The 20,967-nt window shown below is 65.0% G+C and carries 16 protein-coding genes; 11 read left to right on the top strand and 5 right to left on the bottom strand.

Annotation, left to right across the window (positions count from 1 at the left end; genetic code table 11):
• The first annotated feature begins 172 nt into the window (after window positions 1–172).
• From AC2CGW_RS00285 to AC2CGW_RS00235, 11 genes are all read left to right on the top strand, one after another.
• Window positions 173–961, top strand: coding sequence for an alpha/beta fold hydrolase (locus AC2CGW_RS00285; protein WP_484573354.1), 789 nt, complete (start codon window positions 173–175; stop codon window positions 959–961).
• The gene (locus AC2CGW_RS00280) at window positions 958–1,812 is read left to right on the top strand and encodes an alpha/beta fold hydrolase (RefSeq protein ID WP_186666208.1); all 855 of its coding nucleotides are present in this window, start codon (window positions 958–960) and stop codon (window positions 1,810–1,812) included. Before AC2CGW_RS00285 ends, AC2CGW_RS00280 begins: the two co-directional genes overlap by 4 nt.
• Before the next feature lie 107 nt (window positions 1,813–1,919).
• Complete coding sequence (locus AC2CGW_RS00275) at window positions 1,920–2,714, top strand: DUF4892 domain-containing protein (protein WP_426352698.1); 795 nt, start codon at window positions 1,920–1,922, stop codon at window positions 2,712–2,714.
• 12 nt (window positions 2,715–2,726) lie between these two features.
• Window positions 2,727–3,773, top strand: a complete 1,047-nt coding sequence (locus AC2CGW_RS00270) for an AI-2E family transporter (protein WP_186666204.1) — start codon at window positions 2,727–2,729, stop codon at window positions 3,771–3,773.
• 182 nt (window positions 3,774–3,955) lie between these two features.
• Window positions 3,956–4,045, top strand: coding sequence for a K(+)-transporting ATPase subunit F (gene kdpF / locus AC2CGW_RS00265; protein ID WP_426352699.1), 90 nt, complete (start codon window positions 3,956–3,958; stop codon window positions 4,043–4,045).
• 9 nt (window positions 4,046–4,054) lie between these two features.
• A complete protein-coding gene (kdpA, locus tag AC2CGW_RS00260) occupies window positions 4,055–5,749 on the top strand; it encodes a potassium-transporting ATPase subunit KdpA (protein ID WP_426352700.1) in 1,695 nt (564 codons plus the stop codon).
• A gap of 10 nt (window positions 5,750–5,759) precedes the next feature.
• The gene (gene kdpB / locus AC2CGW_RS00255) at window positions 5,760–7,811 is read left to right on the top strand and encodes a potassium-transporting ATPase subunit KdpB (protein ID WP_484573353.1); all 2,052 of its coding nucleotides are present in this window, start codon (window positions 5,760–5,762) and stop codon (window positions 7,809–7,811) included.
• Window positions 7,812–7,824: 13 nt separating this feature from the next.
• Window positions 7,825–8,388, top strand: a complete 564-nt coding sequence (gene kdpC, locus AC2CGW_RS00250; RefSeq protein WP_186720043.1) for a potassium-transporting ATPase subunit KdpC — start codon at window positions 7,825–7,827, stop codon at window positions 8,386–8,388.
• Between the two features lie 147 nt (window positions 8,389–8,535).
• Window positions 8,536–11,190, top strand: coding sequence for a sensor histidine kinase (locus AC2CGW_RS00245; protein ID WP_186666196.1), 2,655 nt, complete (start codon window positions 8,536–8,538; stop codon window positions 11,188–11,190).
• The gene (locus tag AC2CGW_RS00240; RefSeq protein ID WP_186666194.1) at window positions 11,187–11,888 is read left to right on the top strand and encodes a response regulator; all 702 of its coding nucleotides are present in this window, start codon (window positions 11,187–11,189) and stop codon (window positions 11,886–11,888) included. The genes AC2CGW_RS00245 and AC2CGW_RS00240 overlap by 4 nt, the downstream gene beginning before the upstream one ends.
• 139 nt (window positions 11,889–12,027) lie before the next feature.
• The gene (locus AC2CGW_RS00235; protein ID WP_484573352.1) at window positions 12,028–13,380 is read left to right on the top strand and encodes a spinster family MFS transporter; all 1,353 of its coding nucleotides are present in this window, start codon (window positions 12,028–12,030) and stop codon (window positions 13,378–13,380) included.
• Window positions 13,381–13,475: 95 nt separating this feature from the next.
• Here the strand turns inward: AC2CGW_RS00235 and AC2CGW_RS00230 are convergent, their stop codons facing one another.
• The 5 genes from AC2CGW_RS00230 to AC2CGW_RS00210 are packed head-to-tail and all read right to left on the bottom strand — an operon-like array spanning window position 13,476 to window position 20,848.
• Window positions 13,476–15,083 (bottom strand): ABC transporter ATP-binding protein, encoded by a 1,608-nt coding sequence (locus AC2CGW_RS00230; RefSeq protein WP_484573351.1) that lies wholly within the window; start codon window positions 15,081–15,083, stop codon window positions 13,476–13,478.
• Between the two features lies 1 nt (window position 15,084).
• Window positions 15,085–16,104, bottom strand: coding sequence for an ABC transporter permease (locus AC2CGW_RS00225; RefSeq protein WP_186666185.1), 1,020 nt, complete (start codon window positions 16,102–16,104; stop codon window positions 15,085–15,087).
• Window position 16,105: 1 nt separating this feature from the next.
• Window positions 16,106–17,179, bottom strand: coding sequence for a microcin C ABC transporter permease YejB (locus AC2CGW_RS00220; RefSeq protein ID WP_186666183.1), 1,074 nt, complete (start codon window positions 17,177–17,179; stop codon window positions 16,106–16,108).
• A gap of 1 nt (window position 17,180) precedes the next feature.
• Entirely contained in the window at window positions 17,181–19,022 is a 1,842-nt protein-coding gene (locus tag AC2CGW_RS00215; RefSeq protein WP_288375975.1) for an extracellular solute-binding protein, read from the bottom strand.
• On the bottom strand, window positions 19,019–20,848 hold the full coding sequence (locus AC2CGW_RS00210; RefSeq protein ID WP_186708006.1) for an extracellular solute-binding protein: 1,830 nt from the start codon (window positions 20,846–20,848) through the stop codon (window positions 19,019–19,021). Before AC2CGW_RS00210 ends, AC2CGW_RS00215 begins: the two co-directional genes overlap by 4 nt.
• Window positions 20,849–20,967 lie beyond the last annotated feature (119 nt).

The raw sequence follows: 20,967 nt of genomic DNA, 5'->3' as shown, positions 1-20,967 counted from the left end.
GAACGAGGCAGGAAACGAGTGAAACTGACAGAAATACCAGGTATTGCTCTGGCTCAGCGGGGTGTTGCGTCGCCTTGACCTGATTGCCCTCGCCGATGACCTTTCCGAACGTTGCCGCCAACCGGCAGGTTGCTGACAATGGGCTATCACTCTCCAGTCGGACCAGGCGGTCATGTCGCAGCAGATCTTCTTCGCCCATGCCAACGGTTTTCCTTCGGCCACCTACGGCAAGCTGTTCGCGGCCCTGGCCCCGGACTACCAGGTCTGCCACCTGGAGCAGCACGCCCACGACCCGCGTTTTCCGGTGGATGACAACTGGCAGAACCTGGTCGACGAGCTGCTGCATCATCTGGCGCAGCAGCCGGCCCCGGTCTGGGGTGTCGGTCATTCCCTCGGTGGTGTGCTGCACCTGCATGCCGCCCTGCGCCGACCCGAGCTCTACCGCGGTGTGGTGATGCTCGACTCGCCCGTGCTCACCCGTGCCGACCAATGGCTGATCCGCACTGCCAAACGCTTCGGTTTCATCGACCGCATCACGCCGGCCGGGCGAACCGAAGGACGGCGCGAGGCGTTTCCTGATCGCGACAGCGCGCGCAGTTACTTCGCCAGCAAGGCGCTGTTCCGCCAGTTCGATCCCGAGTGCCTCGAAGCCTATCTCGAGCACGGTTTGCAAACAGTGGATGAGGGGGTGCGTTTGCGCTTCGACCCCAGCACCGAAATGCGCATCTACCGCAGCATTCCCCATGTCAGTCCGGCCCCTGCGCGCCAGTTGCAAGTACCGCTGGCCATGGTGCGTGGCGATCGCAGCCGGGTGATCCGCAAGCACCACGCCCTGGCGGTGCGGGCGATGCCACGGGGGGAATATCACAGCGTCCCGGGCGGGCATATGTTTCCACTGGAGCGGCCCACCGATACTGCCAGTCTGATCAAGGGCCTGTTCGATCGCTGGAGCCAGGCATGAGCGCGCAGGTCGAGGAGATTCGTCTGAGTCTGGGCCATATCGAACTGGCCGCACACCTGTTCGGTCCTGCCGACGGCCTGCCGGTGATCGCTCTGCACGGCTGGCTCGACAATGCCAACAGCTTCGCCCACCTGGCCCCGCGCCTGAAAGGCCTGCGCATTGTCGCGCTCGACCTGGCCGGGCATGGCTACTCACAGCATCGTCCGGCCGGGGCGAGCTACAACCTGGCCGATTATGCCCATGATGTGCTGCGGGTTGCCGAGCAACTGGGCTGGGAGCGCTTTGGCCTGCTCGGGCATTCGCTGGGGGCGATCATCTCGGTGCAGTTGGCTGGCGCACTGCCCGAACGGATCAGCCATCTGGCGTTGATCGATGGCGTCATCCCGCCCACGGTCGCCGAGCAGGATGCCGCCGAGCGCCTGGGCATGGCGCTGCAGGCGCAGTTGCGCCTGGAGGGCAAGCGCAAGTCGGTGTACCCGACCCTGGAGGCGGGGGTGCAGGCGCGAATGAAAGGCATGGTTGCGGTCAGTCGCGAAGCTGCCGAACTGCTGGCCCAGCGTGGGCTCATGCCAGTGCCGGGTGGTTACAGCTGGCGCAGCGACAGCCGTCTGACCTTGCCGTCGCCGGTGCGCCTGAACGAAGCCCAGGCCATGGCGTTCGTACGGCGGGCGAGCTGCCCGGCCTGCCTGGTCGTCGCGGGGGATGGCATGTTGGCGCGCCACACAAGCCTGCTGGAGCAGCTACCCTTCGAGCAGGTGACCTTGCCCGGTGGCCACCACCTGCACTTGAATGACGAGCAGGGCGCGGCCCTTGTCGCAGACTGTTTCAATCGCTTCTTTGGCTTTGCTTGACTTGCACCGGACAAGTGTCGAGGCTTGGCGGGTTGAACAGGGAGACAACCATACATGCCAGACATTCACGATCTTCGCCACGGCGCCCGGCGCCGCAAGGATGGCCGATGAGCGCGCCGTTTTTCCTCCGCAGCGCCATCGCCGCCTGCTTCACACTCGCCAGCCCGCTGTTGTGGGCCGGCAGCCTGCCGGTGCCGGCTGACGCCAAGGTGGTCGACCAGCGCCCTGCCGTTGAGCAGGAACGGGTCTACCCGATGGGACCGATGCGCAAGATCAGCGGCCGCCTGCGAGTCGAGGGCAAGGTCGAAAGCCGTGGCCAGGTCAGTTCGGTCACCTATGAACTGCCGGTGGAGCGCACTGCCCGCGAGGCCTTTACCAGCGCCCGTGAAGAGCTGCAGCGCGACGGTGGTTATCCCCTGTTCTGGTGCCAGGGCCGTGACTGCGGCGAGGCCAGCATCTGGGCCAACGTTGTGTTCAACAATTCCCTCCTCAATGGCGGCGACGAGCAGCAGGCCTTCATTCTTTTGCGCCGCTCGGCCGAAGAGGCCGACACGCTGGTCGCCCTGTACAGCGTCACCCGCGGCAACCGCCGCGCCTACCTGCATGTCGAAGAGTTCGTCGCTGACAGCCCGCTGGGCGAAGTACTGCCGACGGCCGCCACGGTGCTGCGCGAGATGCGCGATACCGGCAAGCTCGACTACCCTGACCTGAGCGCGCCACAGCCTGCCTGGGTTTCGCTGTTGGCCCGCAGCCTGAACCTGGACAGCACCCTGCGCGCCAGCCTCAGCGGCCAGGCGGCGGAAGCCTGGCGCGAGCAACTGGTCAAGGCCGGTGTACGCAGTGCCCGTCTCGAAGTGGGTACGGCGCCTACCGATGGTCTGCATCTGGAACTGATTCGTTGAACGAGGGCCATCATGGCCAACAATGACCGTCTGCTGATCCAGATTCTGTTGCTGGCGCTGTTGGGCGCCGCCCTGTGGGTCATGGCGCCGTTCATCTCGGCGTTACTCTGGGGGGCGATCCTGGCCTTTGCCAGCTGGCCGCTGATGCGCTTGCTGACGCGTTGGCTGGGCGGGCGCGAAACCCTCGCGGCCAGCATCCTCACGACGGTGTGGATCCTGGTGGTCGCGCTGCCGCTGGTGTGGCTGGGCTTCAACCTGGCCGACCATGTGCGCGACGCCACCAACTTCGTGCGTGACGTACAGGTGGAGGGTTTGCCGGATGCGCCGGACTGGGTGCGTGGCATTCCCTTCATCGGCGAGCGCCTGGTCAACTGGTGGGAGTCCCTCGACCAGCAGGGCGCGGCCTTGATCGCGTCGGCCAAACCGTACTTCGGCCAGGTTGGCAATTGGTTCCTGGCGCGTAGCGCGCAGATCGGCAGCGGCGTGCTGGAACTCACGCTCAGTATCGTCTTCGTGTTCTTCTTCTACCGCGACGGTCCACGCCTGGCCGCGTTCGTGCAGCGCTTGCTGCAGCGCCTGGTCGGCGAGCGTGCCGAGTACTACATCGACCTGGTGGCCGGCACCGTGCAGCGGGTGGTCAACGGCGTAATCGGTACCGCCGCGGCGCAAGGGCTGCTGGCTCTGATCGGCTTTCTCATCGCCGGCGTGCCCGGGGCGATCGTGCTGGGCCTTGTGACCTTCATGCTCAGCCTGATCCCGATGGGCCCGCCACTGGCCTGGATTCCGGCCACCGGCTGGCTGGTGTGGAAGGGCGAGTACGGGATGGCGGTGTTCCTCGGGATATGGGGCACCTTCATCATCAGTGGCGTGGACAACGTGCTCAAACCGTACCTGATCAGCCGCGGTGGGAACCTGCCGCTGGTGATCGTGCTGCTCGGCGTGTTTGGCGGGTTGATCGCGTTTGGCTTCATCGGCTTGTTCATCGGACCGACCTTGCTGGCCGTCGGTTACAGCCTGTTGCTGGACTGGAGCCGGCATTCGGGGCAGGTCAAACCGTAAGCTGTTGCGGTCTCTTCGCGGGCAAGTCCGGGGCGCCGCGAAAAGGCCGCGACAGGCAGTCCGAAACCTGATCTTTACGCATTCTTTATGCCCTGACCCGCCCCCCGATCTCGTCTCTTTACGCCCCTCCCTCCGACAATTCCTCCAAAGCGGCCGACGCCGCAAGACGGGGAGATTCACAGATGAACATGCTCGACGGAGTGTCACTGCTGCTGGCAGTGGTGTTGTCCATTTACCTGCTGGTGGCGCTGCTGCGCGCCGATCGCAGCTAGGGAGCGGCCATGCACAGCTACGACTTCGCATTGCTGCTGGCGTTCCTGGCCCTGGTGCTGCTGCCAGCACCCTGGCTTGGGCGGTTCTACTACAAGGTCATGGAGGGCCAGCGTACCTGGCTGTCGCCGATCCTCGGCCCGGTAGAGCAGGGTTGTTACCGGTTGTCCGGGGTACGCGCCGAACAGGAGCAGAACTGGAAGCAATACACCCTGGCGCTGCTGGCCTTCAACCTGATGGGCTTCCTGGTGCTGTTCGCCGTGCTCCTGCTGCAGGGTTCGCTGCCGCTCAACCCGCAGCATCTGCCGGGCCAGGAATGGTCGCTGGCGTTCAACACCGCCGTCAGCTTCATGACCAACACCAACTGGCAGGCCTACAGCGGTGAGGCCTCGCTCAGCTACCTGAGCCAGATGATCGGCCTGACCGTGCAGAACTTCGTCAGCGCTGCCACCGGCCTTGCCGTGCTGGTCGCCCTGTGCCGTGGTATCGGCCGGCGCTCGACCCACAACCTGGGCAACTTCTGGGTCGACATGACCCGTGCCACCCTCTACGGCCTGCTGCCACTGTGCATCGTGCTGGCGTTGCTGCTGGTGTGGCAGGGTGTGCCACAGACCTTCGCCGACTACGCCCACGCCGTCACCCTGCAAGGTGCCGACCAGAGCATCCCGCTGGGCCCTGCCGCCAGCCAGATCGCGATCAAGCAACTGGGCACCAACGGCGGTGGTTTCTTCGGCGTCAACTCGGCGCATCCGTTCGAGAACCCCACGGCCTGGAGCAACCTGTTCGAGGTGGCTTCGATCATTCTGATTCCGGTGGCACTGGTGTTCACTTTCGGCCACTACGTCAAGGACCTGCGTCAGAGCCGCGCGATCCTGGCCTGCATGTTGGGCCTGTTCCTGATCGGCGGTGCGGTCGGCCTGTGGGCCGAGTACCAGCCCAACCCGGCCCTGGACAGCGCTCAGGTGCAGCAGGGCGCGCCGATGGAAGGCAAGGAAAGCCGCTTTGGCACCACCGCTAGCGTGCTGTGGACCGTGACGACGACCTCCGCCTCCAACGGTTCGGTCAACGCCATGCACGACAGCCTCAATCCGCTGACCAGCATGGTGGCGATGGTCAACATGATGGTTGGCGAGGTGATCTTCGGCGGCGTCGGCTCGGGCCTCTACGGCATGCTGCTGTTCGTGCTGATCGCGGTGTTCCTGGCCGGGTTGATGATCGGTCGCACACCCGAATACCTGGGCAAGAAGTTGCAGGCCCGTGAAGTGCAATTGTTGGTCGCGACACTGCTGGTGATGCCGGTTGGCGTGCTGGTGCTCGGCGCCATCGCCGCCAGCCTGCCGGGGCCTGCAGGCGCGGTGAGCAACCCGGGGGCGCATGGCTTCAGCCAGTTGCTGTATGCCTACACCTCCGGCACCGCCAACAACGGTTCGGCCTTCGGCGGCTTCGGTGCCAACACCGTGTTCCACAACCTGATGATCGGCCTGGCCATGCTGATCGGGCGCTTCGGCTACATCTTGCCGGTGCTGGCACTGGCGGGCAGCCTGGCCGCCAAGAAAAGCGCGCCGCAGGGCCAGAACAGCTTCCCCACCCATGGCCCGCTGTTCGCCGGCCTGTTGTTGGTGACCATCCTGCTGGTCGGTGGGCTGACCTTCCTGCCGACCCTGGCCCTGGGGCCGATTGCCGAACAGTTGAGCCTGGGTTTCTGAGGATCCGAACATGAACATGCCCATTTCTGAAGTGAAAGCTACCCGCGCCGTCGACCAGACCCGCTTCGCCGCGCTCTGGCGCCCGGCCCTGGTACAGGCCTTCGTCAAGCTCGATCCGCGCCAGCTCAAGCGCTCGCCTGTCATGCTGGTGGTCGCCCTGACGGCTGTGCTGACCACGGTCCTGTGTCTGGTGCCCGGCAGTGGTGTGAGCACCGGCGTGGCGGTGCAGATCGCCCTGTGGCTGTGGTTTACCGTACTCTTTGCCAACTTCGCCGAAGCCTTGGCGGAAGGCCGGGGCAAGGCCCGTGCCGACAGCCTCAAGGCCGGCAGCCAGGGCCTGACTGCTCAGCGCCGTGTGGCCAATGGCAGCTTCGAAACCGTCGCTGCCACCGCATTGCGCAAGGACGATGTGGTGCGGGTGGTGGCCGGTGAGCTGATCCCGGGCGATGGCGAGGTGCTCGAAGGCATCGCCGCCGTCAACGAGGCGGCGATCACCGGCGAGTCGGCGCCGGTGATCCGCGAGTCCGGTGGCGACCGTTCGGCGGTGACCGGCAATACCCGGCTGGTTTCCGACTGGCTGCTGATCCGCATCACCAGCAACCCTGGTGAGTCGACCCTGGACCGCATGATCGCCCTGGTCGAAGGCGCCAAGCGCCAGAAGACCCCCAACGAGATTGCCCTGGATATCCTGCTGATCGGCCTGACCCTGATTTTCCTGATCGTAGTGGTGACCTTGCAGCCGTTCGCCCATTTCGTGGGTGGCAGCCTGCCACTGATCTTCCTCGCCGCGCTGCTGGTGACGCTGATTCCGACGACCATTGGTGGCCTGCTGTCGGCCATCGGTATCGCGGGTATGGATCGCCTGGTGCGCCTTAACGTCATCGCCCGCTCCGGGCGTGCGGTGGAGGCTGCGGGCGACGTGCACACGTTGATGCTCGACAAGACCGGCACCATCACCTTCGGTAACCGCCGCTGCAGCGCCCTGCACGCAGCGCCCGGTGTTACCGCCAAGGAGCTGGGGGAGGGAGCCTTGCTTGCCTCGCTGGCCGACGATACGGCCGAGGGCAAGTCCATCGTCGATTACCTGCGCCAGTTGCACGACTTCGACGAACCCGCTGCCGCGCAGTACAGCGCCATTGCGTTCAGCGCCGAGACGCGTCTTTCGGGTATCGACTTCGGGCAGCGCCACTACCGTAAGGGCGCGGTGGACGCGGTGCTGGCGTTCGTCGGCCTGCAACGCCTGGAAATGCCGGCTTCGTTGGCCCGTGAAGTCGAGCGCATCGCCCAGAGTGGCGGCACACCCTTGCTGGTATGCGTCGACCGCCACCTGCTGGGGGTGATCCACCTCAAGGACGTGGTCAAGCCCGGCATCCGTGAGCGTTTCGCCGAGTTGCGCAAGCTGGGTATCCGCACCGTGATGGTGACCGGTGACAACCCACTGACCGCCGCAGCCATCGCCGCCGAGGCCGGTGTCGATGACGTGCTTGCCGAGGCCACCCCCGAGAAGAAGCTGGCGCGCATTCGCCAGGAGCAGAATGACGGCCGCCTGGTCGCCATGTGCGGCGACGGTGCCAACGATGCTCCGGCCCTGGCCCAGGCGGATGTCGGCATGGCCATGAACGACGGTACTCAGGCGGCGCGCGAGGCGGCCAACATGGTCGACCTGGACAGCGATCCGACCAAGCTGCTGGATGTGGTCCAGGTCGGCAAGGAACTGCTGGTGACCCGTGGTGCACTGACCACGTTCTCCATCGCCAACGACGTGGCCAAGTACTTCGCCATCCTGCCGGCGCTGTTCGCCTCGATCTACCCGCAACTGGGTGTGCTCAACCTGATGCGCCTGAGCAGCCCGCAAAGCGCAATCCTTTCGGCGATCGTCTTCAACGCGCTGATCATCATCGTGCTGATCCCCCTGGCCTTGCGCGGCGTGCGCGTGCAGGCGGCAAGTGCCGCGCACCTGCTGCGACGCAACCTGCTGATCTACGGCGTGGGTGGCATCCTGGTGCCGTTCGCCGGGATCAAGCTGATCGACATGCTGCTCACTGCCCTGCACCTGGTCTGAAGGAGAGACGAACATGAGCACCTACGTACGCCCGGCCGTGAGCCTGGTCCTGCTGATGACCCTGGTCACCGGCGCGCTGTACCCGCTGGCGGTGACCGGTATCGCCCAGGTCGCCTTCCCCGATCAGGCCAATGGCAGCCTGGTGCGCGATGAGCAGGGGCAGGTGCGCGGCTCGGCGTTGATCGCCCAGGAGTTCAAGGGCGACGGCTGGTTCCAGTCGCGTCCTTCGGCCGGCGCCTTCGCTACCGTCTCCAGCAGCGCGAGTAACCTGGCGCCAAGCAACCCGGCGCTGGCCGAGCGGGTCAAGAGTGATGCCGCCGCCCTGTACCAGCCTGAACTGGGGCCGGTGCCGCAGGCCCTGCTGACCACCTCCGGCAGCGGGCTCGACCCGCAGTTGCCGCCGGAGGCGATCGCCTACCAGCTGCCGCGTGTGGCGGCGGCCCGGCAGATCCCTATCGAGCGCTTGCAAGCGCTGGTGGATGAGGCCACTCTGCGGCCATTGGTCGGCCCGCCCGTGGTCAATGTGCTGGCCTTGAACCAGGCGCTGGAGCGGTTGGCGCCTGTTACTGATCGCTGATATCCAGACCATGTCGCGGCCATCGCGGGGCAAGCCCGCTCCTACAGGTTCACCGGTGTTCACGAGAACGGCGCAGTACCTGTGGGAGCGGGCTTGTCCCGCGATGGCCTGCGAAGCAGGCCCCGGCCCCTTACCAAAGGATCAAGCATGAGTGATTCCGCCCGCGCCGATGCGCTGTTGGCGAGCCTGCCCCGCAACGGTCGCGGCAGGCTTAAAGTATTTCTGGGCGCCGCTCCCGGCGTGGGCAAGACCTTCGCCATGCTCCAGGCCGCCCATGCCCAGCAGCGCCAGGGGGTGAAGGTGCTGGCGGCGGTGGTGGAGACCCATGGTCGTGCTGAAACCGAGGCGCTGCTCGGTGGCTTGGCGCAGCAGCCTCTGCTGCGCAGCGAGTACCGTGGCGTCACCCTCGAAGAAATGGATCTCGACGGCCTGCTCAAGGCTGCACCGCCCCTGGCGCTGGTCGACGAGCTGGCGCATACCAACGCCCCAGGTAGCCGCCACGCCAAGCGCTGGCAGGATGTTCAGGAACTGCTCGCTGCCGGTATCGATGTGTATACCACGGTCAATGTCCAGCACCTGGAAAGCCTCAACGACAAGGTTCGCGACATCACGGGCGTGCAGGTGCGCGAAACCCTGCCCGACTGGGTGCTGCAGGAAGCCTTCGAGCTGGTGCTGATCGACCTGCCGCCCCGTGAACTGCTCGAGCGCTTGCGCGAAGGCAAGGTCTACGTGCCTGAGCAGGCACGGGCGGCGATCGATGCGTTCTTCTCCCAGACCAACCTCACTGCCTTGCGCGAGCTGGCCATGCAGACCGCCGCGGCCCAGGTCGATGCCGACCTTGCCCATGGCTACCGCCAGCGCGGCGAGCAGGCGCCGACCTTGCGAGGGCGCCTGCTGGTCGGGGTCGATGGCGATGAGCAGGCCGAGCGCCTGGTGCGCCATGCCAGCCGCGTCGCCCAGCGGCGGCATCTGCCGTGGAGCCTGGTGCATGTCGACAACGGCAGGCTGCGTGACGAGGGCGCGCGTCAGCGCCTGCAGGCTGCGCAGCAGTTGGCCGAGCGCCTGGGTGGCGAAGTCGTGGTGCTCAGGGCCGGGGAGGTGGCGCGCACGCTCATCCAGCATGCGCTGGAACGGCGGGCGAGCCTGGTGCTGGTCGGCCAGTCTCGCGATCGCCTGCGCCGTCGCCTGTTCGGTGCGGGCGTCGCCGCACGCTTGCTGCGCGACAGCCGGGGGTTGGAGATCAACGTGCTCGACCGCGACGCTCAACCCGCAGCGACACGGGCGGTGGTCAAGCGCGCCTGGGTCTGGCGCCACTATTGGCTGGCGCTGCTGGCGACCGTACTGGCGGCGGGGCTGGCCTGGGCCGTGTCCAGCGTGCTGGCATTGCCGAACATTTCGCTGGTGTTCCTCGCGGCGGTGCTGCTGGTCGCGGTGCGCAGCAGCCTGGGGCCTGCGCTGGCCTGTGCGGCGCTGTCGTTCCTGACCTATGACTTCCTGTTCATCCCGCCGAACTTCTCGTTCAGCATCCAGCGTGAAGAGGATGTGCTGACCCTGGTGTTCTTCCTGCTCATGGCCGCCCTGACCGGCAACCTCGCCGCTCGCCAGCGCCGTCAGTTGCAGGCGCTGCGCGAAACCCAGGGCGAGACCCGGCAACTGCTCGACCTGTCGCGCCGCCTGACCGTGGCCACGGATCGCCAGGCGGTGTTCAGTGCCGCTGGCCAGCACCTGGACGATTGGCAGGATATCCAGATCTGCCTGCTCGAACGCGATACCGAGGGTTTGTTGCAGGTCGCCAGCGGCGGGCCGCAGGCTTTTACCGACAACGAGCGCGCCGCTGCCGAATGGGCCTGGCAACATGGCCAGGCGGCAGGGCATGGCAGCGATACCTTGCCCCATGGTCGCTGGTGGTGGTGGCCGCTGGCGGTCGACGAGTCTCCCATGGCCTTGCTGGGTGTGCAGCCCGCCGCGGGCGAGCCCTTGAGCGCTCAGCGCCGACGCCTGCTGACGGCGCTGGCCGAGCCGCTGGCCCAGGCCCTGGCCCGCGCACGCCTGGCCGAGCAGCTCGAAGCTGCGCGCCTGCATGGCGAAACCGAGCAGTTGCGCAGCGCCTTGCTTGCCTCGGTGTCCCATGACCTGCGCACCCCGCTGACCGCCATGCGCGGCAGCATCGACAGCTTGTTGGCGCTGGGCGATGCGATCCCGCCGGATGATCGTCGTGAGCTGCTCGAAGGCACCCGCAACGAAGCCGAGCGCCTGGATCGTTACATCCAGAACCTGCTCGACATGACCCGACTGGGCCATGGCGGCCTGAAGCTTGCGCGTGACTGGGTGTCGCCCGGCGATATCGTCGGCAGTGCCCTCAACCGCCTGCGCGCGGTGCTTGCACCGCTGCGCGTGGTCACCGAGGTGCCCGCCGAGCTGCCACTGCTGTTCGTGCATGCAGCGCTGATCGAGCAGGCGCTGGTCAACGTCCTGGAGAACGCGGCGCGTTTCTCGCCGGCCAATGGTCGCCTGGCGCTGCGGGTGGCGGTGCAGGACGAGCGCCTGTGCTTCTCGGTTGCTGACCAGGGCCCGGGCATCCCGGTGGCCGAGCGCGAGAAGATCTTCGACATGTTCTACACCGCTGCCCGTGGCGACCGCGGCGGGCAGGGCACGGGCCTGGGGCTTGCGATCTGCCAGGGCATGATCGGCGCCCATGGCGGCAGCATCCTGGTCGGCGAGGGCATCGATGGCCAGGGCACCTGCATCACTCTATGCTTGCCGTTGCCCCCTCAACCCGACAGCGACAGTGAAGCCCCATGAGCCAAGCCGCCACCCTTCTGGTCATCGACGACGAACCGCAGATCCGCAAGTTCCTGCGCATCAGTCTCGTGTCCCAGGGCTACAAGGTGATCGAGGCTGCGACCGGTGGCGAAGGCCTGGCCCAGGCGGCACTGAGCAAGCCTGACCTTGTGGTGCTCGATCTCGGCTTGCCGGACATGGACGGCCAGCAGGTACTGCGTGACCTGCGCGAGTGGAGCAGCGTGCCGGTGATGGTGCTCTCGGTGCGTGCCAGCGAGGTGCAGAAGGTCGATGCATTGGATGGCGGCGCCAACGACTACGTGACCAAGCCATTCGGTATCCAGGAGTTCCTTGCCCGGGTGCGCGCGCTGTTGCGGCACAAGCCCCAGGCGGGCTCCGGGCAAGCGGCCAGTGCCAGCTTCGGTGCGCTGGTGGTCGATTTCGCCTATCGCAAGGTCACCCTCGACGGCGTCGAGGTGGCATTGACGCGCAAGGAGTATGCGCTGCTGGCGCAACTGGCCGGACATCCGGGGCGGGTGATCACCCAGCAGCAGTTGCTCAAGGATATCTGGGGCCCGACCCATGTCGACGACACCCACTACCTGCGTATCGTGGTGGGGCATCTGCGGCACAAGCTGGGTGACGATCCGACCGCCCCGCGGTACATCATCACCGAGGCGGGGGTGGGGTATCGGTTGGTGGCGCCGCCATCGGTTTAAATGTTGCGGGCGATGCATCAGGCCGCAGCCCATCGAGGGATATAAGCCCGGTCAATGGTGGCAGACGTCTTGCACCTTACCCTCTAGATTTCGTCAGGCGTGCTGGAAGCCCTGAATAACGATAACGAGGGACCCGACCATGACCACCGCCCCCCAAGCGTCCAACGCCTGGCGCATCTTGTTCCTGCTGTTCCTGGCCAACCTGTTCAATTTCTTCGACCGCACCATCCCCGCGATCATCATCGAGCCGATCCGTCTGGAGTGGCACCTGAGCGACTTCCAGATCGGCCTGATCGGCACAGCCTTCACCTTGGTGTACGCCATCGCCGGCCTGCCGCTGGCGCGGATGGCCGATACCGGTTCGCGCGCCAAGCTAATGGGCTGGGGGCTGGCGGCCTGGAGCGGGTTGACGGCAGTCAACGGCATGGTCGGCAGCTTCTGGAGCTTTCTGCTGGTGCGCATGGGCGTGGGCATCGGCGAGGCCAGCTATGCACCCGCCGCCAACTCGCTGATCGGCGACCTGTTCCCGGCCGAGCGGCGCTCGCGTGCGATGGGCATCTTCATGCTCGGCCTGCCGCTGGGCTTGTTGCTGGCGTTCTTCACCATCGGTGCCATGGTCCAGGCGTTCGACAGCTGGCGCGCGCCGTTCTTCATCGCGGCGGTGCCCGGCCTGCTACTGGCGCTGTTCATCTTCATGATCCGCGAACCTGCGCGCGGCGCTGCGGAAACCGTGGCCATCTCCCAGGCACCGGTTGATCGTCCGCTGCGGCGGGTGCTGAGCGTACCCACGTTCGCCTGGCTGGTACTGGCGGGGTTGACCTTCAACTTCGCCTCGTACGCCTGCAACTCGTTCATGGTGCCGATGCTGCAGCGCTACTTCGCCTTGCCCTTGCACGATGCGGCCGTGGCAACGGGGATGATTGTCGGTCTGAGTGGCCTGGTGGGCCTCACGCTGGGTGGCTGGGTGGCCGACAAGGTGCATCAGCGCTTTGCCAATGGACGCCTGTTGTTCGCCGCGCTGAGCATGTTGGTGGCCACCCTTGCCACCGCCTGGGCACTGCACGCCGGGCGTATCGAGCTGGGGCTGTTCGTCGCGGTGTTCGGTGTCGGCTGGCTGTTCTCATACAACTTCTACACCTGCGTGTACACGGCGATTCAGGATGTGGTGCAGCCACGCCTGCGTGCGACTGCCATGGCGTTGTACTTCGCCGGGCTCTACCTGCTCGGCGGTGGCCTGGGCCCGGTGGTGGTCGGCGGGTTGTCGGATCATTTTGCCGTGTCGGCCATGGAGGCGGCGGGGCAGGGGGTGATGAGCGAGGCGTTCAAGGCCCAGGGGCTGCATGACGCGATGTACCTGATCCCGGTGGCGCTGCTGCTGACCCTGGTGTTTCTCCTGGCGGCGTCGCGTTGCTTTGTGCGTGATGCGCAGAAGATGCGCGAGGGGATGGTGCTCGAAGGCGAGGCAGTGACTGCCCGCGCCGCCGAAGCCTGAGCTCTAGCCGACTTGAGCCTGCTCACTCCTACCAGGGCTGAGCGGGCTCTTGGGTTTTGAACGAGTTAGTCGCTCTTTGTCATTGCACAAAGGCATTAACTGTTCGTCGCCTCCAGAAACGCTGCCTCCAGCAACTGACGCGTATACGGATGCTGCGGCGCATGGAAGATCTCCTGCGCATCGCCTTGTTCCACCACGTGCCCGTGCTTGATCACCATCAACTGGTGACTCAACGCCTTCACCACCGCGAGGTCATGGCTGATGAACAGGTACGTCAGGTTGTACTTCAACTGCAGGTTGCGCAGCAGTTCCACGACCTGCCGCTGTACGGTCCGGTCCAGCGCCGAGGTTGGCTCGTCCAGCAGGATCAAGGCCGGCTTCAACACCAGCGCCCGGGCGATCGCGATCCGCTGGCGCTGCCCGCCAGAGAACTCGTGTGGATACCGGTGCCGTGTACGCGGATCCAGCCCCACTTCCTCCAGCGCCGCAATGATCGCGGCTTCCTGCTCGGCGGGGGTGCCGATCTTGTGAATCCGCAAGCCTTCGCCAACGATATCGGCTACGCACATGCGCGGGCTCAGGCTGCCGAACGGGTCCTGGAACACCACCTGCATCTCGCGCCGCAGCGGCCGCACTTCCTGCTGGTTCATCCCTTCCAGCGACTGCCCGTGGAAGCGAATCCCACCCTGGCTTGCGATCAATCGCAAGATCGCCAGCCCCAGCGTTGATTTACCGGATCCGCTCTCGCCGACGATCCCCAGGGTTTGCCCCTGCGGAAGGCTGAAATTGATCCCATCGACGGCTTTCACATGATCGACAGTGCGACGCAGCAGGCCCTTCTTGATCGGGAACCACACCTTCAGGTCCTTGACCTCCAGCAGCGGTTTGCCGACCGCGTTCGCCGCCGGGCCGCCGCTGGGCTCGGCATTGATCAGCATCTGCGTATAGGGGTGCTGCGGGGCCTTGAACAGCGTCTCGCAGTCGGCCTGCTCGACGATCTTGCCGCACTGCATCACGCACACGCGGTGGGCGATACGCCGCACCAGGTTGAGGTCGTGGCTGATCAGCAGCAGCGCCATGCCCAGGCGTGCCTGCAGGGATTTGAGCAAATCGAGGATCTTGAGCTGCACGGTGACGTCGAGCGCGGTGGTGGGCTCGTCGGCGATCAGCAGTTCGGGTTCGTTGGCCAGGGCCATGGCGATCATCACGCGCTGGCGCTGGCCGCCGGAGAGCTCGTGGGGCAGGGCCTTGAGGCGCTTCTTCGGGTCGGGAATGCCGACCAGTTCGAGCAGCTCCAGGGTGCGGGCGGTGGCCTGCTTGCCGGTGAGGCCTTTGTGCAGCAGGAGGATCTCGTTGATCTGCTTCTCGATGCAATGCAGCGGGTTCAGCGAGGTCATCGGTTCCTGGAAGATCATCGCGATGCGGTTGCCGCGGATGCGCTGCATGGGCTTTTCGCCCAGGTGCAGGAGATCCTTGCCGCCATAGTGGATGGTGCCGCCGGGGTGGCGGGCGAGCGGGTAGGGCAGCAGGCGCAGGATCGAGTGAGCGGTGACCGATTTGCCCGAGCCGCTCTCGCCGACCAGGGCGAGGGTCTCGCCCTTGCGGATGTCGAAACTGATGCCATCGACCACACGATTGACCTGTTCGCCGGTGACGAACTCCACCGCCAGGTCGCGCACTTCGATCAGGGTGTCTTGGCTCATGTCATTTCCTTGGGTCGAAGGCATCGCGGGCGGACTCGCCGATGAACACCAGCAGGCTCAGCATCACTGCAAGCACGGCGAAGGCGCTGATACCCAGCCATGGGGCCTGCAGGTTGGACTTGCCCTGGGCGACCAGTTCGCCCAGCGACGGGGAGCCGGCAGGCAGACCGAAGCCCAGGAAATCGAGGGCGGTGAGGGTGCCGATGGCGCCGGTGAGGATGAATGGCATGAAGGTCATGGTCGAGATCATGGCATTGGGCAGGATGTGCCGGAACATGATCGGGCCGTTGCGCATGCCCAGTGCGCGTGCGGCGCGCACGTACTCGAGGTTGCGCCCGCGCAGGAATTCGGCGCGCACCACGTCCACCAGGCTCATCCACGAGAACAGCAGCATGATGCCGAGCAACCACCAGAAGTTGGGCTGTACGAAGCTTGCGAGGATGATCAACAGGTATAGCACCGGCAGGCCCGACCAGATTTCCAGGAAACGCTGGCCAGCCAGGTCCACCCAGCCGCCATAGAAGCCCTGCAGGGCCCCGGCGATGACGCCGACGATGGAGCTGGCGATGGTCAGCGTCAGGGCGAACAGCACCGAGATGCGGAATCCGTAGATCACCCGGGCGAGCACGTCGCGACCCTGATCGTCGGTACCGAGCAGGTTGTCGGTCGAGGGCGGCGCGGGGGCAGGGACCTTCAGGTCGTAGTTGATGCTCTGGTAGCTGAACGGGATTGGCGCCCACAGCACGAAGCTGTCCTTTTTTTCCAGCAGTTCGCGGATATAGGGGCTCTTGTAGTTGGCTTCCAGCGGGAATTCGCCGCCGAAGGTGGTTTCCGGGTAGCGTTTGAACGCCGGGAAATACCACTCGCCGTCGTAGCGCACGGCGATGGGCTTGTCGTTGGCGATCAACTCGGCACCCAGGCTCAGGCCGAACAGGATCAGGAACAGCCACAGCGACCACCAGCCGCGACGGTTGGCCTTGAAGCGCTCGAAGCGCCGGCGGTTCAGGGGAGAGAGGGCCATGTCAGTGCTCCCGGCTGGCGAAGTCGATGCGCGGATCGACCAGGGTATAGGTGAGGTCGCCGATCAGTTTCACCACCAGCCCCAGCAGGGTGAAGATGAACAGGGTGCCGAACACCACCGGGTAGTCGCGGTTGATGGCCGCTTCGAAACTCATCAGGCCCAGGCCGTCGAGGGAGAAAATGACCTCGATCAGCAGGGAACCGGTGAAGAAGATGCCGATGAACGCCGAGGGGAAGCCGGCAATCACCAGCAGCATGGCGTTGCGGAATACATGGCCGTAGAGCACGCGGTTACGGCTCAGGCCCTTGGCCTTGGCGGTGATCACGTACTGCTTGTTGATCTCGTCGAGGAAGCTGTTCTTGGTCAGCAGGGTCATGGTGGCGAAGTTTCCGATCACCAGCGCGGTGATCGGCAGCACCAGGTGCCAGAAGTAGTCCATCACCTTACCGGCGGTGGACAGTTCGTCGAAGTTGTTCGAGGTCAGGCCCCGGAGCGGGAACCAGTCGAAATAGCTGCCACCGGCGAACAGCACGATCAGCAGGATGGCGAAGAGGAACGCGGGGATGGCGTAGCCGACGATGATCGCCGAGCTGGTCCAGACGTCGAAGTGGCTGCCGTGGCGCACTGCCTTGGCAATCCCCAGCGGGATCGACACCAGGTACATGATCAATGTGCTCCACAGCCCCAGCGAAATCGACACGGGCATCTTCTCGGCGATCAGGTCGATGACCTTGGCATCGCGGAAGAAGCTGTCGCCGAAGTCGAGCTGGGCGTAGTTCTTGACCATGATCCACAACCGCTCGGGGGCTGATTTGTCGAAACCGTACATACGTTCGATTTCAGCGACCAGCGCCGGGTCCAGGCCTTGGGCCCCTCGGTAGTTGGAGCCGGCCACCGACACTTCGGCGCCGCCACCGGCGATGCGGCTGGTGGCGCCATCGAAACCCTCGAGCTTGGCGATCATCTGCTCGACTGGGCCGCCGGGGGCGGCCTGGACGATGATGAAGTTGATGATGAGGATGCCGAACAGGGTCGGGATGATCAGCAGCAGGCGGCGCAGAATGTAGGCAAGCATGTCAGTTTGCCTCGTCCACGAGTGGCACGCGTGCTTCGCTGATGGCAGGGGTCACGTCGGGCTTGATCCACCAGGTGTCGATGCCGATATCGTATTTGGGTGACACCTTCGGATGGCCAAGGTGGTTCCAGTAGGCGACGCGCCAGGTCTTGATGTGCCAGTTGGGGATGACGTAGTAACCCCACAGCAGCACACGGTCCAGCGCACGCGTGTGGGCGACCAGGCTCTGGCGCGAGTCGGCGTTGATCAGGTCTTCGACCAGTTGGTCGATGGCCGGGTCACGCAGGCCGATGGTGTTGCGGCTGCCCGAGCGGTCGGCGGCGGCGCTGGTCCAGTATTCGCGTTGTTCGTTGCCCGGCGAGTTGGATTGCGGGAAGCCGCCGACGATCATGTCGAAGTCGCGCGAGCGCAGGCGCGTGATGTATTGCGAGACATCGACGCGGCGGATGGTCAGGTCGATACCCAGGTCGGCCAGGTTGCGCTTGAACGGCAGCAGGATGCGCTCGAACTCGGTCTGTGCCAGGAGAAACTCGATCGACACCGGCTTGCCCTGGGCATCGACCATCTTGTCGTTCTCGATCTTCCAGCCGGCGTCCATCAGCAACTGGTAGGCCTTGCGTTGCTGCTCGCGAATCATGCCACTGCCGTCGGTGACGGGGTTGTGGAACACCTCGGTGAAGACCTGCTCGGGAATCTTGCCGCGCAGCGGTTCGAGGATCTTCAGCTCGTCGGCGGAGGGCAGGCCCGTAGCGGCCATCTCGGAGTTTTCGAAGTAGCTGCCGGTGCGGGTATAGGCGCCGTTGAACAGCTGCTTGTTGGTCCATTCGTAATCGAGCAGCAGGCTCAGGGCCTGGCGCACGCGGATGTCCTGGAACACGGGTTTGCGCAGGTTGAAGATGAAGCCCTGCATGCCGACCGGGTTGCCGTTGGGCAACTCTTCCTTGATCAGGCGCCCGTCGCGCACCGCCGGGACGTTGTAGGCGGTGGCCCAGTTCTTCGCGCTGACTTCCAGGGCATAGTCGAACTGCCCGGCCTTGAGCGCTTCGAGGGCGACGGCGGTGTCGCGGTAGGAGTCGAAGGTCATGGCGTCGAAGTTGAACATGCCGCGGTTGATCGGCAGGTCCTTGGCCCAGTAGTCCTTGACCCGCTCGTAACGGATCGAGCGTCCGGCCTTGACCTCGGCGACCTTGTACGGGCCACTGCCCAGGGGGATCTCGAGGTTGCCGCGGGTGAAGTCGCGGGTCTCGTACCAATGCTTGGGCAGCACCGGCAACTGGCCCAGGATCAGCGGCAGCTCACGGTTGTTGCTGTGCTTGAACTTGAACAAGACACGCAGCGGGTCCTCGACGATCACCTCCGAGACATCACCGTAGTACTGGCGGTACAACGGCGCACCCTGCTGGGTGAGGGCGTTGAAGCTGAACACGACATCTTCGGCGCGGATGGGATGGCCGTCATGGAAGCGTGCTTCAGGTCGCAAGTAGAAGCGTACCCAGCTGTTGTCGGGGGCCTTTTCGATCTTGCCGGCGACCAGCCCGTACTCGGTGAAGGGCTCGTCCTGGCTCTGGCGCATCAGGGTGTCGTAGATGATGCTGATGTTGTCGGCCGATACACCCTTGTTGATGAAGGGGTTGAGGCTGTCGAAGCCGCCGAAGCTGGACTGGCGGAAGGTCCCGCCCTTGGGGGCATCGGGATTGACGTAGTCGAAATGCTTGAAGTCGGCGGGGTACTTGGGCGGTTCGTCGTAGAGCGTCAGGGCGTGTTGCGGGGCGGCCAGCGCAGGTAGGCTCAGGCAGGCGAGCAACAGGCTGCAGGCCAGGCGCAGGCGAGGCGTCGGCATCATTTGGCTTTCTCCGAAGTCTTGAGCCACCAGCTGTTCAGGCCCAGGGTGTAGGGCGGCGTGGTGACGAAGGCGAACCGGTTGCGGTAGGCCAGGCGATGGTTGTCCAGGTACCAGTTGGGAATCATGTAGTAGTGCCACGACAGCACCCGGTCAAGCGCGCGTGCAGCGGCGACCTGGTCATCGCGGGTGCGGGCGGCCATGAGCGTGTCGAGCAGGTGATCGACCACAGGGTCCTTGATGCCCGCGTAGTTCTTGCTGCCCTTGACGGTGGCCTGGCTTGAGTGGAAGTACTGCCACTGCTCGAGTCCGGGGCTGAGGGTCTGGTTCAGGGTCATCAGGATCATGTCGAAGTCGAATTGGTCCAGCCGTTGTTTGTACTGGGCTCGGTCTACCGTGCGCAAGCGCGCGTCGATGCCGATGCTGGACAGATTTTCGACATAAGGTTGCAGAATGCGTTCCAGATTCGGGTTTACCAGCAGCAACTCCAGGCGCAACTGGCGGCCTTTTGCATCGACCAGGCGCTGCCCGTCGAGCTTCCAGCCGGCTTCGCCGAGCAGGCCCAGGGCTGTGCGCAAGGTCTGGCGGTCGATGCCGCGCCCGTCGGTCTGGCTGACCTGGTAGGGCTCGGTGAAGAGCTTGGCGGGCAACTGTTCGCGAAACGGTGAGAGCAGCAGCCATTCCTTGCCGGTGGGCAGCCCGCTGGCGGTGAATTCACTGTTGGGGTAGTAGCTGGTCGAGCGACGGTAGGCGCTGCTGAACAGGGCGCGGTTGGTCCACTCGAAATCGAGCATCAGCCCCAGGGCCTGGCGCACCTTCGGGTCGGCGAAGGCCTCGCGTCGGGTGTTCATGAACAGACCCTGGGTCTGGGTCGGGATCCGGTGCGGGATTTGCGCCTTGATCACATCGCCACGGCGGATTGCCGGGAAGTTGTAGCCATTGGCCCAGTTCTTGGCCTGGTGTTCGATGTAGATATCGAACTCGCCAGCCTTGAAGGCTTCGAAGGCCACGGTAGCGTCACGGTAGAACTCGAACTCCACGCGGTTGAAGTTGTACTTGCCGCGGTTGACCGGCAAATCCTTGCCCCAGTAGTTCTTCACCCGGCTGAACACCAGGCGCCGACCGGGCTGCACTTCGGTGATGCGATACGGGCCGCTGCCCAGCGGAGGCTCGAAGGTGGTGGCCTTGAAGTCACGGTCTTGCCAGTAGTGCTTGGGCAGCACTGGCATTTCGCCCAGGCGCAGGATCAGCAGCGGGTTGCCGGCGCGCTTGAAGACGAAGCGGATACGCAGAGGCCCCAGAATGTCGACGCGCTGCACTTCCTGCAGGTTGGTGCGGTACAGCGGGTGACCTTCCTTGAGCAGGGTGCGGTAGGAGAAGGCCACGTCGGCCGAGGTGATGGGGTGTCCGTCATGGAAACGCGCCTCGGGACGCAGGTTGAACACCACCCAACTGCGGTCTTCGCTGTATTCCACCGAGCGGGCGATCAGGCCGTAGCTGGAGGTCGGTTCGTCGCCTGAAGGATCGTACTGGCCGGTGCCGACCATCAGGGTCTCGTTCAGCTCGTTGACGCCGTACTGCTGGAAGTTCGGCGTCGAAACAGGGCTGGTGCCCTTGAAAGTGTAGGGGTTGAGCGTGTCGAAGGTGCCGAATGCCATGGCCCGCAAGGTTCCGCCCTTGGGCGCCTGCGGATTGACCCAGTCGAAATGGGTGAACGTGGCCGGGTACTTGAGCGTGCCGAACTGCGCATAACCGTGGCTTTCGGTCACGGTGGCGGCTGCGGGGAAGCTCAAGGCCAGGCTCAGTGACAGGAGGAGGGGTCTTATCAAGTCTGGGATCCGGTCAAGGCGGCGTTGGGCTTGGTCCGGCGTACAGTAACAGCTTGTCTGGGATGGAAAAAGGGTGGGGCGGGGGCGGTTGTGGGAGAGGGCTCGCCCGCGAAAAGTAC

It is taken from the genome of Pseudomonas sp. SYWMCR5, from assembly GCF_057197165.1.
This window is presented reverse-complemented; position numbering and strand designations above follow the sequence as displayed.

Bases quoted from the DNA above. Each gene is read 5' to 3' on its own strand.
- AC2CGW_RS00285 (WP_484573354.1), top strand. From the start codon at position 173: ATGTCGCAGCAGATCTTCTTCGCCCATGCCAACGGTTTTCCTTCGGCC.
- AC2CGW_RS00280 (WP_186666208.1), top strand. From the start codon at position 958: ATGAGCGCGCAGGTCGAGGAGATTCGTCTGAGTCTGGGCCATATCGAA.
- AC2CGW_RS00275 (WP_426352698.1), top strand. From the start codon at position 1,920: ATGAGCGCGCCGTTTTTCCTCCGCAGCGCCATCGCCGCCTGCTTCACA.
- AC2CGW_RS00270 (WP_186666204.1), top strand. From the start codon at position 2,727: ATGGCCAACAATGACCGTCTGCTGATCCAGATTCTGTTGCTGGCGCTG.
- kdpF (WP_426352699.1), top strand. From the start codon at position 3,956: ATGAACATGCTCGACGGAGTGTCACTGCTGCTGGCAGTGGTGTTGTCC.
- kdpA (WP_426352700.1), top strand. From the start codon at position 4,055: ATGCACAGCTACGACTTCGCATTGCTGCTGGCGTTCCTGGCCCTGGTG.
- kdpB (WP_484573353.1), top strand. From the start codon at position 5,760: ATGAACATGCCCATTTCTGAAGTGAAAGCTACCCGCGCCGTCGACCAG.
- kdpC (WP_186720043.1), top strand. From the start codon at position 7,825: ATGAGCACCTACGTACGCCCGGCCGTGAGCCTGGTCCTGCTGATGACC.
- AC2CGW_RS00245 (WP_186666196.1), top strand. From the start codon at position 8,536: ATGAGTGATTCCGCCCGCGCCGATGCGCTGTTGGCGAGCCTGCCCCGC.
- AC2CGW_RS00240 (WP_186666194.1), top strand. From the start codon at position 11,187: ATGAGCCAAGCCGCCACCCTTCTGGTCATCGACGACGAACCGCAGATC.
- AC2CGW_RS00235 (WP_484573352.1), top strand. From the start codon at position 12,028: ATGACCACCGCCCCCCAAGCGTCCAACGCCTGGCGCATCTTGTTCCTG.
- AC2CGW_RS00230 (WP_484573351.1), bottom strand. From the start codon at position 15,083: ATGAGCCAAGACACCCTGATCGAAGTGCGCGACCTGGCGGTGGAGTTC.
- AC2CGW_RS00225 (WP_186666185.1), bottom strand. From the start codon at position 16,104: ATGGCCCTCTCTCCCCTGAACCGCCGGCGCTTCGAGCGCTTCAAGGCC.
- AC2CGW_RS00220 (WP_186666183.1), bottom strand. From the start codon at position 17,179: ATGCTTGCCTACATTCTGCGCCGCCTGCTGCTGATCATCCCGACCCTG.
- AC2CGW_RS00215 (WP_288375975.1), bottom strand. From the start codon at position 19,022: ATGATGCCGACGCCTCGCCTGCGCCTGGCCTGCAGCCTGTTGCTCGCC.